At 71.7% G+C, this 16033-nt stretch carries 17 protein-coding genes; 11 read left to right on the plus strand and 6 right to left on the minus strand.

Features of this window, described 5'->3' with window-relative positions; genetic code table 11:
* Positions 1-34: 34 nt before the first annotated feature.
* The 5 genes from BLW76_RS17725 (at position 35) to lepB (ending at position 3412) form a co-directional block, all read left to right on the plus strand.
* Entirely contained in the window at positions 35-1324 is a 1290-nt protein-coding gene (locus BLW76_RS17725; protein ID WP_091308586.1) for a cysteine desulfurase, read from the plus strand.
* Positions 1321-1770 (plus strand): Fe-S cluster assembly sulfur transfer protein SufU, encoded by a 450-nt coding sequence (gene sufU, locus BLW76_RS17730; RefSeq protein ID WP_091308589.1) that lies wholly within the window; start codon positions 1321-1323, stop codon positions 1768-1770. The genes BLW76_RS17725 and sufU overlap by 4 nt, the downstream gene beginning before the upstream one ends.
* Entirely contained in the window at positions 1767-2162 is a 396-nt protein-coding gene (locus BLW76_RS17735; RefSeq protein ID WP_091308591.1) for a metal-sulfur cluster assembly factor, read from the plus strand. Before sufU ends, BLW76_RS17735 begins: the two co-directional genes overlap by 4 nt.
* A 120-nt stretch (positions 2163-2282) precedes the next feature.
* Positions 2283-2615, plus strand: a complete 333-nt coding sequence (locus BLW76_RS17740; protein ID WP_091308594.1) for a YnfA family protein — start codon at positions 2283-2285, stop codon at positions 2613-2615.
* A 38-nt stretch (positions 2616-2653) separates the two neighbouring features.
* Positions 2654-3412 carry a signal peptidase I gene (gene lepB / locus BLW76_RS17745; protein WP_244170201.1) on the plus strand — a complete coding sequence of 253 codons (759 nt, stop codon included), beginning with the start codon at positions 2654-2656 and terminating at the stop codon, positions 3410-3412.
* On the opposite strand, the gene BLW76_RS17750 is transcribed toward lepB, so the two are convergent.
* Complete coding sequence (locus tag BLW76_RS17750) at positions 3336-5276, minus strand: ABC1 kinase family protein (protein ID WP_091308596.1); 1941 nt, start codon at positions 5274-5276, stop codon at positions 3336-3338. The two genes, lepB and BLW76_RS17750, sit on opposite strands and share 77 nt — an antisense overlap.
* Positions 5277-5463: 187 nt before the next feature.
* On the opposite strand from BLW76_RS17750, the gene BLW76_RS17755 reads away from it, so the two are divergent.
* Both BLW76_RS17755 and BLW76_RS17760 read left to right on the plus strand, forming a co-directional pair.
* Entirely contained in the window at positions 5464-6681 is a 1218-nt protein-coding gene (locus tag BLW76_RS17755) for a sensor histidine kinase (protein WP_091308599.1), read from the plus strand.
* On the plus strand, positions 6678-7331 hold the full coding sequence (locus BLW76_RS17760; RefSeq protein WP_091308602.1) for a response regulator: 654 nt from the start codon (positions 6678-6680) through the stop codon (positions 7329-7331). The genes BLW76_RS17755 and BLW76_RS17760 overlap by 4 nt, the downstream gene beginning before the upstream one ends.
* A gap of 51 nt (positions 7332-7382) precedes the next feature.
* On the opposite strand, the gene BLW76_RS49160 is transcribed toward BLW76_RS17760, so the two are convergent.
* The 4 genes from BLW76_RS49160 to cysD form a co-directional block, all read right to left on the minus strand.
* Positions 7383-7919 (minus strand): hypothetical protein, encoded by a 537-nt coding sequence (locus tag BLW76_RS49160; protein ID WP_208613321.1) that lies wholly within the window; start codon positions 7917-7919, stop codon positions 7383-7385.
* A 95-nt stretch (positions 7920-8014) separates the two neighbouring features.
* Entirely contained in the window at positions 8015-8386 is a 372-nt protein-coding gene (locus tag BLW76_RS17770) for a VOC family protein (protein WP_091308606.1), read from the minus strand.
* 33 nt (positions 8387-8419) lie between these two features.
* Positions 8420-10231, minus strand: a complete 1812-nt coding sequence (cysC, locus tag BLW76_RS17775; RefSeq protein ID WP_091308607.1) for an adenylyl-sulfate kinase — start codon at positions 10229-10231, stop codon at positions 8420-8422.
* Entirely contained in the window at positions 10231-11163 is a 933-nt protein-coding gene (gene cysD, locus BLW76_RS17780; RefSeq protein WP_167384640.1) for a sulfate adenylyltransferase subunit CysD, read from the minus strand. Before cysD ends, cysC begins: the two co-directional genes overlap by 1 nt.
* 39 nt (positions 11164-11202) lie before the next feature.
* Here cysD and BLW76_RS17785 point away from each other — a divergent pair, with 39 nt between their 5' ends.
* From BLW76_RS17785 to BLW76_RS17800, 4 genes are read left to right on the plus strand one after another with little or no spacing between them, the layout of a single operon-like run.
* Positions 11203-11682, plus strand: a complete 480-nt coding sequence (locus tag BLW76_RS17785) for a nuclear transport factor 2 family protein (protein WP_091308612.1) — start codon at positions 11203-11205, stop codon at positions 11680-11682.
* Positions 11679-12869, plus strand: a complete 1191-nt coding sequence (locus BLW76_RS17790; protein ID WP_091308613.1) for a hypothetical protein — start codon at positions 11679-11681, stop codon at positions 12867-12869. The genes BLW76_RS17785 and BLW76_RS17790 overlap by 4 nt, the downstream gene beginning before the upstream one ends.
* On the plus strand, positions 12866-13654 hold the full coding sequence (locus BLW76_RS17795; protein ID WP_091308616.1) for an SDR family oxidoreductase: 789 nt from the start codon (positions 12866-12868) through the stop codon (positions 13652-13654). Before BLW76_RS17790 ends, BLW76_RS17795 begins: the two co-directional genes overlap by 4 nt.
* Positions 13655-13662: 8 nt before the next feature.
* Positions 13663-14829 (plus strand): sulfotransferase family protein, encoded by a 1167-nt coding sequence (locus BLW76_RS17800; RefSeq protein WP_091308619.1) that lies wholly within the window; start codon positions 13663-13665, stop codon positions 14827-14829.
* On the opposite strand, the gene BLW76_RS17805 is transcribed toward BLW76_RS17800, so the two are convergent.
* A complete protein-coding gene (locus BLW76_RS17805; protein WP_091308622.1) occupies positions 14819-16012 on the minus strand; it encodes a glycosyltransferase in 1194 nt (397 codons plus the stop codon). The genes BLW76_RS17800 and BLW76_RS17805 overlap by 11 nt on opposite strands.
* Between the last annotated feature and the right edge of the window lie 21 nt (positions 16013-16033).

The raw sequence follows: 16033 nt of genomic DNA on the forward strand, positions 1-16033 counted from the left end.
GTTCCATTACACCGAGAAGAGAGGAGTCGGCCCGATGACCACCACCTCGGCCGGTTCTCTGCCACTGGACGTGGCGGCCCTGAAGGCCGACTTCCCCATCCTGTCGCGCACGGTTCGCGACGGGAAACCCTTGGTGTACCTGGACTCCGGGGCGACGTCGCAACGCCCGACGGCGGTGCTCGACGCCGAACGCGACTACGTCGTGACGTCGAACGCCGCCGTGCACCGCGGCGCGCACCAGCTGTCCGAAGAGGCGACCGACGCCTACGAGTCCGCCCGGGCGAAGATCGCCGAGTTCGTCGGCGCCGACCCCGAGGAGCTGGTGTTCACCAAGAACGCCACCGAGGGCATCAACCTGGTCGCCTACTCATTCGGCAACGCCGCGACCGCCGGTCCCGAGGCCGCGCGGTTCGTGGTCGGCCCGGGTGACGAGATCGTCGTCACCGAGATGGAGCACCACGCGAACCTCGTGCCGTGGCAGCAGCTGTGCCGGCGCACCGGGGCGACGCTGAAGTGGTTCAAGGTGACGCCCGAAGGCCGTCTCGACCTGTCCGATGTGGACGAGCTGATCACCGAGCGCACGAAGGTGGTCGCGTTCGCGCACCAGTCGAACGTGCTCGGCACGGTCAACCCGGTCTCGGTGCTGGTCGAGAAGGCTCGCGCGGTCGGCGCGTTCACGGTGTTGGACGCCTGTCAGTCGGTGCCCCACTTCGCCGTCGACTTCCACGCGCTCGGCGTCGACTTCGCGGTGTTTTCCGGCCACAAGATGCTCGGCCCGTCCGGCATCGGCGTCCTCTACGGCCGCACCGAACTCCTCGAAGCCATGCCGCCGTTCCTGACCGGCGGGTCGATGATCGAGATGGTCCGCATGGAGGGCTCGACCTTCGCGCCGCCGCCGCAGCGGTTCGAGGCGGGCGTCCCGATGACGTCGCAGGCCATCGGTCTGGGCGCGGCCGTCGACTACCTCTCGGCCATCGGCATGGACCGCGTCGCGGCGCACGAGCACCAGCTCGCCGCGGCCGCGATCGAGGGCATCGGCGCGATCCCGGGTGTCCGGATCATCGGGCCGACCGACCTGAAGGACCGCGGGGCCACGGTGTCGTTCGTGATCGACGGCGTGCACCCGCACGACGCCGGCCAGGTGCTCGACAGCCTCGGCATCGCCGTGCGCGTCGGCCACCACTGCGCGTGGCCGCTGCACCGGGCCTGCCACGCGCAGGCGACCGTGCGCGCGTCGTTCTACCTGTACAACGACCTGTCCGAAGTGGACGCGCTCGTCGCGGGCATCCGCGAGGCGCAGAAGTTCTTCGGGGTGGGCCAGTGAACCTGGAGAGCATGTACCAGGAGATCATCCTGGACCACTACAAGCACCCGCACGGGCGCGGCCTGCGCGACCCGTTCGACGCCGAGTCGTTCCAGGTCAACCCGACCTGCGGCGACGAGGTGACGTTGCGGGTGAAGATCGACGACGGAAAGGTCGCCGACGTCTCCTACGACGGCCAGGGCTGCTCGATCAGCCAGGCTTCGACGTCGGTCTTGACGGATCTCGTCGTCGGCCACACGCTTGAGGAGGCGTTCACCACCATGGACGCCTTCGTGGAACTGATGCAGGGCAAGGGAAAGGTCGAGCCGGACGAGGACGTGCTGGAGGACGGGGTCGCCTTCGCGGGCGTCGCCAAGTACCCGGCCCGCGTGAAGTGCGCCCTCCTCGGCTGGATGGCTTTCAAGGACGCCGTCGCCCGGACCACCAGTGGAGTTGAGAAAGCATGACCGAAGAGACCGCCACTCGTGAGGGGCGCACCGCCGCCGACCTCGACGCCGAGACCACGGCCAAGCAGGACCTCGACCTCGCCAAGCTCGAGGACGTCGAGGAAGCCATGCGCGACGTCGTCGACCCGGAGCTCGGCATCAACGTCGTCGACCTCGGCCTGGTCTACGACATCCGCGTCGAGCCGGACAACACGGCGACCATCGACATGACGCTGACGTCCGCGGCCTGCCCGCTGACCGACGTCATCGAGGACCAGACGTCGGCGGCGCTGACCTCCGGCGGGCTGGTCAAGGACTTCCGGATCAACTGGGTCTGGATGCCGCCGTGGGGCCCGGAGAAGATCACCGAGGACGGCCGCGAGCAGCTGCGCGCCCTCGGCTTCACCGTCTGAGATCTTTTCGTCGAGCGGGTCACCCTCCGGGGTGGCCCGTTTGGTGTATAACGACCTATACCGCGAGCCAGGCGAGCACGGTGGCCCCGGCGTGAACGGCACGGCCGTTAGTATCCCGAAGTGGTTCTGCGGTCGATCCTCCTGTTCCTGGCCGCGGCGGTCTGCGAAATCGGCGGCGCCTGGCTGGTCTGGCAGGGCATCCGCGAACACCGCGGTCTGCTGTGGATCGGCGGCGGCGTGGTCGCGCTGGGCGTGTACGGCTTCGTCGCGACCCTCCAGCCGGACGCCCACTTCGGCCGCATCCTCGCCGCGTACGGCGGGGTGTTCGTCGCGGGGTCGCTGGCCTGGGGCATGGTCGCCGACGGGTACCGGCCGGACCGCTACGACGTGCTCGGTGCGCTGCTCTGCCTGGCGGGGGTCGCGGTGATCATGTACGCGCCGCGCGGCGGGTAACGCCGCAGGTGGCAGCGCGATAGATCTTCGTGACCGAAATGTCTTTCCCGCCCGCGCCGCCGGAACCGTCCCCGCGCCGCCGCCGTGGTGGACCCCTGGTGCTGGTGATGGTGGCCCTCATGCTGGTGGGGGTGGGCGTCGGTGCGTACGGCCTCGGCCGGATGCTCCTGGGGTACCAGCCCTATGTGCAGGCGGGCGAGAACATGAGCCCCACGCTGGCCCCGAACGATCGGCTCGTGGTGCGCGAGGCCGACGGCGAAGAGGTGCACCGCGGGGACGTGGTGCTCATCGAAGGCGGGGCGTACGCCGCCGACGGGCAGCCCGGTGTCAGCGTGGTCCGGGTGGTCGGCGTGGCCGGCGACACCGTCGCCTGCTGCACCGACGAGCACCTCTCGGTCAACGGCAAGCCCCTCACCGAGCCCTACATCACCCCCGGCTACGAAGGCCTCTTCGAGTTCTCGGCCAAGGTGCCCGAGGGGACGATCTTCGTCGAAGGCGACAACCGCGGCAATTCCGACGACTCGCGGTTCCGCGGCCCGGTGCGGCTGTCCGGTGTCACCGGGTTCGTGGTCGCGACCGGCACCGTGGTCACCCCGGACCCGCTGCCCGCGGTGACGGCGTTCACCGACGCGGGCCTGCCGGGTGCGCCGCTGACCGACTCGGCCCTGCCCACCCTGCGGTGGTTCGTCGCCGGCGGTTTCGTGCTGTTCGTCGCCGGGTTCATCGGGCTGATCGTGACGCTCGTCCGGAACGCCGGAAAACGACGAAAAGCAGCCGCAGTCCCACCAGCGCACTGATCACCAGCAGGTTGTAGCCGAACACCTGGTGCAGGGTCAGGTCCGCGGCGATGCGCGGGCCGCCCGAGCCGGTCAGCAGCAACACCGCCATCAGCCCGGTGGCCGCGCCGACGAAGGCCAGCAGGGCTTCGTGGACCAGGCCGGTGACGACGTCGCGGTCGCGTTCGTCGGAGAACAGCCGGACGTTCACCGACAGCCTGCCCTCCTCCAGCGCCGCGCCGATCCGGTCGACGCGGCGGGGGAGGCGGCGCAGCACCGGCAGCAGCGCCGTCAGTTCGCCGGCCGCGGCGCGCCCGAGCGGGCCCGGCCGCAGCCCCGCGCCGACCTGCTCGACGGCGAACGCGCGGGCCTCGGCGACGACGTCGAAGCCGGGATCCAGCGCGGCCAGCGTGCCTTCGGCCGTGGCCAGCGCGCGGAACACCGCGGCCACCGGCGGCGGCACGCTGAGCCGGAAGTCCGCGACCACCCGGAACAGGCCGGTGAACAGGTCGAGGTCCGGCGTGCGGCCGGGGCCGAAGTGCCGGGCGACCAGGGCGCCGAGTGCGCGTTCGAGGCGCTGTTCGTCGATCTCGCCGGTGCGGTCGACGACCTCCAGGAGCCCGTCGCGCAGGGCCGCCGGGTCGCCGCGGTCGAGGGCGAGCAGCAGGTTCTGGAGGCCGCCGCGCAGGCCCGCGTCGAGGCGGCCGACCGATCCGAAGTCGAGCAGGCCGAGGCGGCCGTCGGGCAGCAGCATGAGGTTGCCGGGGTGGGGGTCGGCGTGGAAGACGCCGCCGGTCATCACCTGGTCGAGCAGGCAGCGCAGGAGCGAGCGCGCCAGCCGCCTGCGTTCGGCGGCCGGCACCGAATCCTTCGCCGCGGCCAGCGGCTTTCCGGTGAGCCGCGACATCACCAGCACGCGCTCGGTCGAGAGTCCCTTGTGGACTTTCGGGAGCGCGACGTCCGGGGAGCCCGTCGCGGCGACGGCGGTGATGTTGCGGGCTTCGATGGTGAAGTCGAGTTCCTCGGCCAGCGCGTCGGCGAACCCGTCGGCCAGGTCGGCGACGCCGAGCGACCGCGCCCAGTCCGCGCGCTCCGCCAGGGCCGCGGCCACGCGCCGGACGATGGCGATGTCGCGCTCGGCCTGTTCCCGCACGCCCGGCCGCTGGACCTTGACCACGACGTCTTCGCCGCTGTGCAGCTTGGCGCGGTAGACCTGCGCGACCGACGCGGCCGCGAGCGGTTCGGGGTCGAACTCGGCGAAGACGTCGTCGGGCGAGCCCCCGAGCTCGGCGGCCAGCACGGCCCACACGGCGTCGGCGCGGGCGGGCGCGACCCGGTCCTGCAGCCGGCCGAGCTCGTCGACGAAGGCCGGGGGCAGCAGGTCCGCGCGGGTGGAGAGCAGCTGGCCGAGCTTCACGAACGTCACGCCGCCTTCTTCGAGCGCCTGGCGCAGCGACCGGGCGAGCTTGGCGTGGCGCGTGCGGCCCGGCTCGCGGCGGCCGGTCAGGTAGCGGCCGAGGCCGTGCTTGACCGCGATCCGGCTGATCTGCGCGTACCGGCGGGTCCGGGCCAGCCGGCCCCGCAGCCGGCCGAGCCCGAGGCCGTTCGGCAGCGCCAGTTCCGCGACGAACAGGAAGATCAGCGTCGCCAGGAAAGCACTGCCCGCCAACGGGATCAGCAAGCCGACGGCCACACCGCCGTTGTGCAGCAGCGAAACGGGGAACGCCTGCCCGATGCCACCGGCGACGAGCCACCCGAACGCGGCGGCGCACAGCGCGCGCACGGCACCGATCCGAACACCGAGCACCCGCCGGGCCGCGGCGACGAGCGGCCACAGCACGAGCACGTAGAGGGGGAGGGTCAGCAGGCCCAGCAGGATGTCCATCGGTTCCCTTTCGCCGTCGCCGAGCAGATCACGACGGCTCCGGCGCGCGGCTCACGCGACGGCGGGAGGCGGCTCCCTCCCGCGAGGGAACGACGTGCGGCCGTGGCGTGCTGAGTCGCGTGGCGGCGTCGGCCGTTCCACCGCAAGAGGGAGGCGCGCCCGGGCCGTCACCTGCGAAGATCGGCCCGTGCGCATCCTGACGAGCAAGGCGACCTACCGCCGCTGGGTCTACCTCGTCCTCGGTGGCGCCATCAGCGTGCCCTACCTGCTGTTCTCCGCGGTCGCCGTGCCGTCGCTGCTGCCGTTCGTCACGACGCTGGAACGCGCCACCCTCGTCGGTGGCCTGCTCACCCTCGCCGTGCTGGCCGGGACCGCGTTCCTGCCCGCCGTCCACGTCCTCGAGTCCACCGCCGTCCGCGAGCTGCTCGACGACCCGGTGCCGGACGCGCCCGCCAAGCCCCACACCCGCGCCGGGCGACGGCGCGCCGCGGTGATGTTCGTGCTGCACGTCGGCGCCGGGTTCGTCGTCAGCTTCTTCAGCCTCGCCGCGCCCGTCGGGATCGGGCTGTCGATCAGCGCCGTCTTCACCGGGCAGCTGGTCCAGACCGGCGAGGGTGACGCTGTCACCGTGCCGGTGGGCTGGGCGTCGGTGTGGCTGCCGGTGGTCTTCCTGATCGGCCTGGTCGTGCTGGTCTACGCCGTCAGCGTCGTCGGCGGGCTGCTGCGCCGGGCCGCGATCGCGCTGCTGGGGACGACGGCCGCCGACCGGATCGCCCGGCTCGAGCGGCGGACCGAGCAGCTCGCCGAACGCAACCGCCTGGCCAGGGAGCTGCACGACTCGGTCGGGCACGCGCTGAGCGTCGTCACCCTCCAGGCGGGCGCCGCCCGGCGGACGCTGCGCACCGACCCGGACTTCACCGAGCAGGCGCTCGGCGCGATCGAGGAGTCGGCCCGCACGGCGCTCGACGACCTCGACCACGTCCTCGGGCTGCTGCGCGAGGAGACGGCCGGCCGGGCACCGCAGCCGACACTGGCCGCGCTGCCGTCCCTCATCGAAACGACCCGGCTCGCGGGCACGGAGGTGACCGCCGACATCGGCGGCGACCTGGCCGCCGTGCCGCCGGTGGTGTCGCGCGAGGTGTACCGGATCTTGCAGGAATGCCTGACCAACGCGGTGCGCCACGCCGGTAGGGTCCCGGTGTCGGTGGTCGTCGACGTCGCGGCGCACGAGCTGCGCGCCCGGGTCACCAACCCGCGGGCCGGCGGCCAACGCAGGGCCGGTGGCGGGCGCGGGGTGCGCGGAATGGCCGAGCGAGTGGCGGTACTGGGCGGCGAGCTGTCGGTGGGGTCGGTGGACGAGCGGTGGGAGGTCGTGGTGCGGGTGCCGTGGGGAGGCGCGCGGTGAGCGTCGGCGTGTTGCTGGTGGACGACGAGCCGCTGATCCGGGCCGGGCTCCGCGCGATCGTCGACAGCGAGGACGGCCTGCGCGTGCTCGGCGAGGCCGCCGACGGCGCGGAGGTGCCCGGGCTGGTCGCCCGGCTGCGGCCCGACGTCGTGCTGATGGACGTGCGGATGCCCGCCGTCGACGGGATCCGGGCCACCACCCACCTGATGTCCACTGTGGACGAGCCGCCGAAGGTGATCGTGGTGACCACCTTCGAGAACGACGACTACGTCTACGACGCGCTGGTCGCCGGCGCCAGCGGCTTCCTGCTCAAGCGGGCCCGGCCGGAGGAGATCGTCGCGGCGATCCGGACGGTGGTGGCCGGCGAATCCCTGCTGTTCCCGGCGGCGATCCGCCGCCTGGCCGCCCGCCATGCCCCCACCCCGGAGGGCGACGGGCTGGCCGCCGCCGGGCTCACCGAACGCGAGCGCGAAGTCCTGCGGCTGATGGCCGGTGGACTGTCCAATGTGGAGATCGCAGGCGAGCTGTACGTGGGCGTCCAGACGGTGAAGACCCACGTGGGCAACGTGCTCGCCAAACTCGGCGCGCGGGACCGCACCCAGGCGGTGATCCGCGCCTACGACTCGGGCTTCGTGACCCCGGCGGGCTGATTCGGGCAGCATGGCCCGCATGGTCGCCGCGCTGGAAGCCGGCAGCCGTCGCTACTGCTGACGCGGCCCGTATCCCGGCGGCGGAGGCTGCTGGAACCCTTGCGGCGGAGGGAACCCCGGCTGCTGGAATCCCGGCTGCTGCTGGAACCCCGGCTGCTGCGGGAAGTTCTGGTGCGCCGGATATCCCTGCGCCGGAAATCCCTGCTGCGGGTATCCCGGCGGCGGCGCAAAGCCGAGCTGCTGCCCGGGCCCGGTCTGGGCCACCGGGCCGGACCCTTGGCCGGCCCGGCGCCGGATCGCGACGATCAGCCGCCAACCGCACGCACCCGCGATCACGGTGCCGATCCCGAACGTGACCCACCGGCCGCCGCCCTTGAAGGCGGCTGCGTCGTCGAGCGCTTTCTGCCGCTTTTCTTCGTAGGTCTCGCTGGATTTCTGGCCGTACTGGGTCTTTTCGCAGGTCTGCCCCGGCCGCATCTCTTCGCCGCCGCACAGCACCTTGCCGGGCTCGCCGGAGCCGAACAGGCCGAGCGCCATCAACCCCAGCCCGAACAGCAGGCCGACCGACCACCAAACCACGCTTTTCACGGATCCCCCTCTGGTCCATACGGAGTAGCGGGGGATATCAGACCACAAATCGGTCTGTGACGCACGTGCTTCCGATGTAACAGGCCGGGGAGGGCTCAGTCCAGGCAGAACTCGTTGCCCTCGATGTCCTGCATGTTCTGGCACGACTCGTTCTCCTCGTCCGCGAGCAGCAGCTGCCCGCGGACCGCGCCGAGCGCCACCAGCCGCGTGCACTCGGCCTCGAGCGCCGCCAGCCGCTCCTCCCCGACGAGCCCCGTGCCGACGCGGACGTCGAGGTGCACGCGGTTCTTGACCACCTTGCCCTCCGGCACGCGCTGGAAGTACAGCCGCGGGCCCACGCCCGTGGGATCTGTGCAGGCGACGCCCGAGCTGTGCAGCTCGTACCCCAGCACCTCGCACCAGAACCGGGCGACCCGCTCGGGATCCGCGCAGTCGAACGTGACCTGGACCTGCCTGACCGACGTCATGCGGCCCACCCTAGGCGCGCGGGCAAGGAAATTTCAGCCGAGGTCGTCGAGCAGGGCCTGGATCGCCGCCGCCATCGCCGCCGGGTCGCCGTCGCCCGGGTGCAGCACCAGATCCGGTGACGTCGGACGCTCGTAGGGCGCGTCGATGCCCGTGAAACCCGTGATCTCCCCGGCGCGCGCCTTCGCGTACATGCCCTTCGGGTCGCGGGCTTCGCACACCTCCAGCGGCGTGTCGACGAAGACCTCCAGGAACGGCAGCCCGTCGTGGATCGACCGGGCTCGCGCTCGGTCCGCCGCGTACGGGCTGATCAGCGACGCGATCGCCACCACGCCCGCGTCGGCGAACAGGCGCGCCACCTCCGCCACGCGCCGGACGTTCTCCGCGCGGTCCTCGGGGCCGAACCCCAGACCGGCGTTGAGCCCGTGCCGCAGGTTGTCGCCGTCGAGCAGGTACGCCGGACGGCCGGCCGCGACCAGCCGGCGCTCCAGCTCGACCGCCACCGACGACTTGCCCGACGCCGACAGTCCGGTGAGCCACACCGTCGCGCCGCGGGTCGGGCGGTCCTCGCGCCGCACCGCCGCCGTGTGCCAGACGACCGGGGACGCCACCGCGCCGGTGATCATGCCCGCCGCGACCGTGTCGCCGGTGTGCTCGTCCACCAGCAGGAAGCCGCCGGTCGCCCGGTTGCGGCGGTACGGGTCGAACAGCAGCGGCGCGCGCGTGCGCAGCCGGATGCGGCCGATGTCGTTCAAGGCCAGCGCTTCCGCCGTCTCGTCGCGGTGCAGGGTGGTGACGTCGAGGCGGTACTCCAGCCGCTCCACCGTGCCCCGCGTTTCGGTGGTCGTGTGCCGGACGACGTACGAAGCGCCCGGGGCCAGCGAGGCACGCTCGGAGAACCAGCAGACCAGGGCGTCGACCTCGCGGGCCGACTCGGCGCGGTTGCCGGGGCGGCACAGCATCGCGCCGCGGCCGAGGTCGAGGTCGTCGGCCAGCTCCACCGCCACCGCCTGGCCGGTGAAGGCCTCTGCCAACGGCGTCCCGCCCGGGCCCCACACCGCGCGCACCTTCGACGTGAACCCCGACGGCAGCGCCACGACGTCGTCGCCCGGCTTGAACACGCCGCCGGCGATGGTGCCCGCGTAGCCGCGGAAGTCGGACTTGCGGATGACGTACTGCACCGGGAACCGCGCGTCGATGAGGTTGCGGTCGGAGGCGACGTGCACCTCCTCCAGCTGGTGCAGCAGCGAAGTGCCTTCGTACCACGGCATGCTCGCGCTGCGGTGGACGACGTTGTCGCCGTGCAGTGCCGAAACCGGCACGAACGTCAGGTCGGCGACGTCGAGCTTCATCGCGAACCGGCGGAAGTCCTCGCGGATCTCGTCGAACCGCTCCTGCGACCAGTCCACCAGGTCCATCTTGTTGACGCACACGACGAGGTGCCCGATGCCGAGCAGCGACGCCAGGAACGCGTGCCGCCGCGACTGCTCCAGCACGCCCTTGCGCGCGTCGACGAGGATCAGCGCCAGGTCGGCCGTCGACGCGCCGGTCACCATGTTCCGCGTGTACTGCAGGTGCCCCGGGGTGTCCGCGATGATGAACTTGCGCCGGGGCGTCGCGAAGTACCGGTGGGCGACGTCGATCGTGATGCCCTGCTCGCGCTCGGCCCGCAGCCCGTCGGTGAGCAGGGCCAGGTCCGGGTAGTCCTCGCCGCGGTCGCGGCTGGCGCGCTCGACGGCGGCGAGCTGGTCGGTGAAGATCGCCTTCGAGTCGAACAGCAGCCGTCCGATCAACGTCGACTTGCCGTCGTCGACGCTCCCGGCGGTGGCGATCCGCAGCAGCTGCATCAGAAGTAGCCCTCTCGCTTGCGGTCTTCCATGCCGGCTTCGGAGATCCGGTCGTCGGCGCGGGTGGCGCCGCGCTCGGTGACGCGGGTGGCGGCCACCTCGGCGACCACTTCGGACGGTGTCGACGCCGACGACTCGACGCAGCCGGTGCACGTGGCGTCCCCGACGGTCCGGAAGCGCACGGTCGCCTCGTACGGCGTCTCGCCGTCCACAAGGGACAGAAAGCGGGTGGCCGCCAGCAGCATGCCGTCGCGCTGGACCACCGGGCGCCGGTGCGCGTAGTACAGCGGCGGCAGCGCGATCCGCTCGTCGCGGATGTACTGCCAGATGTCCAGCTCGGTCCAGTTCGACAGCGGGAAGACGCGGATGTGCTCGCCGCGGCGGTGCCGTCCGTTGTAGAGGTTCCACAGCTCCGGGCGCTGCGCCCGCGGGTTCCACTGGCCGTGCTCGTCGCGGAAGCTGAACACGCGCTCCTTCGCGCGGGCCTTCTCCTCGTCGCGCCGGGCGCCGCCGAACACGGCGTCGAAGCCGCCTTCGCGGATCGCCCGCAGCAGCGTCACCGTCTGCAGCCGGTTGCGGCTGGCGCCCGGCCCAGTGTCCTCGACGACGCGGCCGGCGTCGATGTCGTCCTGCACGCGGGCCACCTCCAGGCGCAGGCCGAGGGCGGCGACGGTCTCGTCGCGGAACCGGAGCACTTCGTCGAAGTTGTGGCCGGTGTCGACGTGCAGCACCGGAAACGGCAGCGGCGCGGGCCAGAAGGCCTTCGCGGCGGCGTGCAGCATCACCACCGAGTCCTTGCCCCCGGAGAAGAGCAGGACGGGGCGCTCGAAGGTCGCCGCGACTTCGCGGAAGACGTGCACGGCCTCCGCTTCGAGCGCGGCCAGGTGCGAGAGCTCGTACGAGGTCACGGACACGCGAAAAAAGTAGAACATGTTCTTGTCTTTGGTCAAGCCGTGCGGGACGCTGGTGACATGGACCTGGTCGTACTCGAAGAGATCAAGCGGCTGAAGTACCGGTACCTGCGCGGGGTGGACCTGAAGCTGTGGGACGAGGTGGCCGACACCTTCACCGTCGACGCCACGGCCGACTACGGGACCCGCGCGGTCGGGAGTGAGGGGAAGCAGTTCGAGGGGCGCGACGCCATCGTCGAGTTCCTCACCCAGAGCCTCGGCAACGGCATCATCACGGTGCACCACGCGGCTCAGCCGGAGATCGACGTCGACGGCGACACCGCGACCGGGCGGTGGTCCTTCACCGACAAGGTCATCGTGCCCGACCACAAGGTGATCATCGAAGGCGCCGCGTTCTACGAGGACACCTACCGCCGCGGCAACGACGGTGTCTGGCGGATCTCGCACATCGGGTACGTCCGGACCTACGAATCGATGATGTCCTGGGAGGCCATCCCGGGCTTCCGGCTGCTCGCGAACCGCTGGGCAGTCCCGGCATGATCGAGAACGAGTTCTCGTTGACCCGGCCGTTCGCCGACGCCATCGTCGAGGCCGAGAAGCTGATCGCCGAAGCCCCGCCGGCGCAGACCGAGCAGGGCCTCCTCGAGGGCTACGACTACCTCGCCGGCAGCATCCGGGCGTCGCTGCAGATGGCCTGGGCCTACCAGCGCGACTTCCCGTACTTCACCGCGTCCACCGGGCCCTACACGAAGATGGGCCTGGACAACCCGGACACGCTGTACTTCAACGCGAACATCCGGGCCGACCGCGAGTACCTGGTCACCGGCGTCCGCGGCACCACCGCCGACCTCAGCTTCCAGGTCCTCAACGGCGACTACTCGCCGGTGGAGGTGCCCGACAGCCTCGCCGCGTTCGACGACCGGAAGCTCGAAATCGGCCCGGACGGCCGGTTCGAGCTGCGCTTCGGCCCGGCCCGCGACAACCCGCCGCCGAACTACTTCGTCCTCGGCGAGGGCTCGTCGATGCTGGTGGTCCGCGAGGTCTACAGCGACTGGGCGACCGAACGCCGTGGCGAAATCCGCATTCAGTGCGTCGACACCGCGGGCCAGGCGCCGCCGGTGCCGGACCGGTCCGCGCTGGCCAAGCGCTACGGCGTCACCGGCAAGATCCTGCTGAGCAGGCTCAAGACGTTCCTGGCCTTCCCGAAGTGGTTCTACTACGACCTGCCGGTGAACACGCTGACCGAGCCGCGCTCGACGCCGGGCGGGCTCACCACGCAGTTCTCCTCGGCCGGGCACTACGAGCTCGGCCCCGAGGAGGCGATGATCGTCACCGTGCCGCGCTGCGCGGACGCGCCGTACCAGGGCATCCAGCTCGGCAGCCTCTGGTACGTCTCGCTCGACTACGTCAACCACCAGACGAGCCTCACCGCCGACCAGGCCCGCGTCGACCCGGACGGCAAGCTCCGGTTCGTGGTCGCCGAGCGCGACCCCGGCCTCGCGAACTGGCTGGAGCTCACCGGCCACGAGCGTGGGTACCTGCAGATCCGCTGGCAGCGGCTGGCCCGCGACCTCGGCCCGGACGACGGCCCGGTCGTCGAGGTGGTCAAGACCGACGAGCTGCCCGACCGGCTGCCGTACCACGCCGAGGCGCGGGTGACGCCGGAGCAGTGGGCGGCGCGGATCGCGGCCCGGCAGGACGCCGTCGCCGCCCGGATGCTGGGATGAGCGTGGAGAACGTGTTGCAGGGCAAGGTGGTCGTCGTCTCGGGCATCGGTCCCGGGCTCGGCCGGTCGATCGCCGTGCGGAGTGCGGAAGCCGGGGCGGACGTCGTGCTCGCCGCGCGCACCGAGTCGCGGCTGAGCGAAGTCGCGAAGGAGGTGACGAACCTCGGCCGCCGGGCGATCGCGGTCCGCACCGACATCGACGACGCGGACTCCGCCGCGAACCTGGTGAACGAGGCGGTCGAGGCCTTCGGCCGGGTGGACGCGGTGGTGCACAACGCCTTCGCCGTCCCGCCGCTGACCGATCTGGCCACTGTGGACTTCGACGCCGTCCGCGCGGGCTTCGAGACCGCGGCGATCTCCGTGCTCCGGCTGACCCGGCTGTTCCTGCCCGCGCTCAAGGAGAGCAAGGGCTCGCTGGTGATGATCAACTCGGCCGTGCTGCGGCATTCGCGGCGCACGTTCGGCGCCTACAAGGTGGCGAAGTCGGCGCTGCTGTCGCTGTCCCAGAGCCTGGCCAGCGAGCTGGGGCCGGACGGCGTGCGCGTCAACACCGTGGCGCCGGGGTACATCTGGGGCCCGAACCTCAAGTGGTACTTCGCCTACCTGGCCAAGGAACGCGGTGTCACGCCGGAGGACGTCTACGCCGAGACGGCGTCCACAATAGACCTGCGCAAACTGCCCGAGCCCGACGAGATCGCCGACGCGGTCGTGTTCCTCGCCTCGCCGATGGCGCGCGCGATCACCGGGCAATGCCTCGACGTCAACGGCGGCGAGTACCACCACTAGGAGGATCCATGCGCCCCGGCCGGGAAGACGTCGGCACCTTCGACGACCTGCACGCCTCGGCGTCGAAGCTCACTGGGCTCGGCGACTTCGGCGCGGACGAGTACGCCGAGGGCCTGCGCGTGCTGCTGGAGTCGTACGAGGCGGACGAGGAACTGACGCCGTACGGCAACAAGGTGCACCGGGCGATGCTGCGCGGCGCGCTGGTGGCGCGGCTGCTGAGCGAGGCGTCGTGGAAGCAGAACCCGGCGTACGCGGACGTCCGGATCGAGCGGCCGATCTTCGTCACCGGCCTGCCCCGCACCGGCACGACGGCCCTGCACCGGCTGCTCGCCGAGGATCCCGCGCACCAGGGGCTCGAGGTGTGGCTCGCGGAGGTCCCGCAGCCGCGGCCGCCGCGTTCGACGTGGGCGGAGAACCCGATCTTCCAGGGCATCCAGGCCGGCTACGAACGCCACCACGTCGAGCACCCGGAGTTCATGGGTGTGCACCACATGTCCGCCGACCAGGTGGAGGAGTGCTGGCAGCTGCTGCGCCAGTCGATGCGGTCGGTGTCGTTCGAGTGCCTGGCGCACCTGCCGCGGTACTCGCGCTGGCTGGCCAAGCAGGACTGGACGGACGCCTACGCCCGGCACAGGCGCAACCTGCAGCTGATCGGGCTACCGGACGCGGGCAAGCGCTGGGTGCTCAAGAACCCGAGTCACCTCTTCGCGCTGGACGCGCTGATGGCGACCTACCCGGACGCGCTGGTGATCCAGACCCACCGGGCGCCGAGCACGATCATGGCGTCGATGTGCAGCCTGGCCGAGAAGGCCGCGGACGGCTGGTCTTCGAAGTTCCGGGGTGAGGTCATCGGGCAGGGGCAGCTGGAGCTGTGGGCGCGCGGCGCGGACGAGTTCGGCTGGGCCCGGGCGCGGCACAACCCGGCGCAGTTCTGCGACGTCCGCTACGAGGACTTCGTCGCGGACCCGATCGGCACGGTGTCCACTGTGTACGACCACTTCGGACTGGAGTTCACGCCGGAGGCGCGCACGGCCATGACGGCGGTGCACGAAGCGAGCCGCACGGGCGACCGGAAACCGGTGCACCGCTACAGCCTGGCGGACTTCGGCCTGACGCCCGAGGAGGTCGACGAACGCTTCGCGAGCTACCTGGCGGCGCACGAACTCAGCCGGTGATGAGCTTCACGACCTCGTCCATCGTCGGCCCGGCGGCCATTTCGGCGGCCAGCTCCCGCGCCCGGGTGCGGTGGCGCGGTTCGGCCAGGACCCGGTGCACGTCTCGCCGCAGCGTCCGTGGCGAGACCGAGGCCCGGCCGTGGCCGATCCCCGCACCCGACCAGCTGACCCGGGCCGCGACGTCGCGCTTGTCCTCGCTGGCCCCGACCACGACCAGCGGCACGCCGTGGCGGAGGGCGTGGTTGACGCCGCCGTACCCGCCGTTGCTCACCATGGCGGCGCAGCGGGGGAGCAGCTCGTCGTAGGGCAGGAAATCCGCCACCCGGACGTTCTCCGGCAGCGGGCCGGGCCGCAGCTTCCCGCCGCACGTCGTCGCGACGACCAGGACGTCCTTGCCGGCCAGCGCGTCGATCGTGGGCTCGACGAGCCGGCCGAGGTCGTCGTTCGCGATCGTCCCCTGGGTCACGTGCACCACCGGGCGGCCGCCGTCGAGGTCGGCCCACCACGGCGGCAGCGGGTGCTCGCTCGTCGCGCTGACCGTCGTCGGCCCGATGAAGTGCAGCGGCGCTCCGGCACGCGGGTACTCGAAGCCCGGGCAGGTCATCTGGAGGACGCCGTCGCTGCGCAACGGCCAGTCCGTGAACAGCATGCCGGGGTCGCCGCCGAGGAGGTCTCTCGCCTGCTTCTGCGCCGGTCCGGTGAGCACCGGCGCGAGTGCCTTGAGGAGGGCGCCGCGCACCGGGTGTCCCGGCGGGCCGGTCGGGACCGGCGGCAGGAACGGCAGGAAGCCGAGGACCAGCAGGCGGGGCCGCCGGTCGCGGCGGACCAGGGCCAGCCCGGCCATCATCAGCGGATCGCACAGCACGACGTCGGCCTCCTGCGCGTCGATGACGCTCAGCTGGGCCGGCATCGCGCGGACGAAGTGGGTGAGGTCGAACCGGGCCAGCTTCAGCCCGCGCAGCCCGGCGCGGCCCGGGATGGTGCCGTCCAGGTCGGTTTCGTCGAAGTCGGCCTCTTCGGGTAGGAGGGCGACGGTGGCCCCCAGCTTCTCGAACGCCTCCCGGTAGCGCGCGCCGGTGACGACGGCGACCTCGTGACCCGCGGCGACCAGCGCCTCGACGACCGGTTTGGTCGGCCCGACGTGACCGCGGGCGGGCTGCACGCAGACGAGTACGCGAGTCATGGCGGCCCCTTTGATCGATAC

This window comes from Amycolatopsis tolypomycina, from assembly GCF_900105945.1.
Classification (GTDB): Bacteria; Actinomycetota; Actinomycetes; order Mycobacteriales; family Pseudonocardiaceae; genus Amycolatopsis; species Amycolatopsis tolypomycina.

What these genes read in the sequence shown, in the direction of transcription:
- BLW76_RS17800 (WP_091308619.1), top strand. Translation starts at nt 13,663, where the DNA reads ATGCGCCCCGGCCGGGAAGACGTCGGCACCTTCGACGACCTGCACGCC.
- cysD (WP_167384640.1), bottom strand. Translation starts at nt 11,163, where the DNA reads ATGTTCTACTTTTTTCGCGTGTCCGTGACCTCGTACGAGCTCTCGCAC.
- BLW76_RS17795 (WP_091308616.1), top strand. Translation starts at nt 12,866, where the DNA reads ATGAGCGTGGAGAACGTGTTGCAGGGCAAGGTGGTCGTCGTCTCGGGC.
- lepB (WP_244170201.1), top strand. Translation starts at nt 2,654, where the DNA reads ATGTCTTTCCCGCCCGCGCCGCCGGAACCGTCCCCGCGCCGCCGCCGT.
- BLW76_RS17770 (WP_091308606.1), bottom strand. Translation starts at nt 8,386, where the DNA reads ATGACGTCGGTCAGGCAGGTCCAGGTCACGTTCGACTGCGCGGATCCC.
- BLW76_RS17725 (WP_091308586.1), top strand. Translation starts at nt 35, where the DNA reads ATGACCACCACCTCGGCCGGTTCTCTGCCACTGGACGTGGCGGCCCTG.
- BLW76_RS17805 (WP_091308622.1), bottom strand. Translation starts at nt 16,012, where the DNA reads ATGACTCGCGTACTCGTCTGCGTGCAGCCCGCCCGCGGTCACGTCGGG.
- BLW76_RS17735 (WP_091308591.1), top strand. Translation starts at nt 1,767, where the DNA reads ATGACCGAAGAGACCGCCACTCGTGAGGGGCGCACCGCCGCCGACCTC.
- BLW76_RS17750 (WP_091308596.1), bottom strand. Translation starts at nt 5,276, where the DNA reads ATGGACATCCTGCTGGGCCTGCTGACCCTCCCCCTCTACGTGCTCGTG.
- BLW76_RS17790 (WP_091308613.1), top strand. Translation starts at nt 11,679, where the DNA reads ATGATCGAGAACGAGTTCTCGTTGACCCGGCCGTTCGCCGACGCCATC.
- BLW76_RS17785 (WP_091308612.1), top strand. Translation starts at nt 11,203, where the DNA reads ATGGACCTGGTCGTACTCGAAGAGATCAAGCGGCTGAAGTACCGGTAC.
- cysC (WP_091308607.1), bottom strand. Translation starts at nt 10,231, where the DNA reads ATGCAGCTGCTGCGGATCGCCACCGCCGGGAGCGTCGACGACGGCAAG.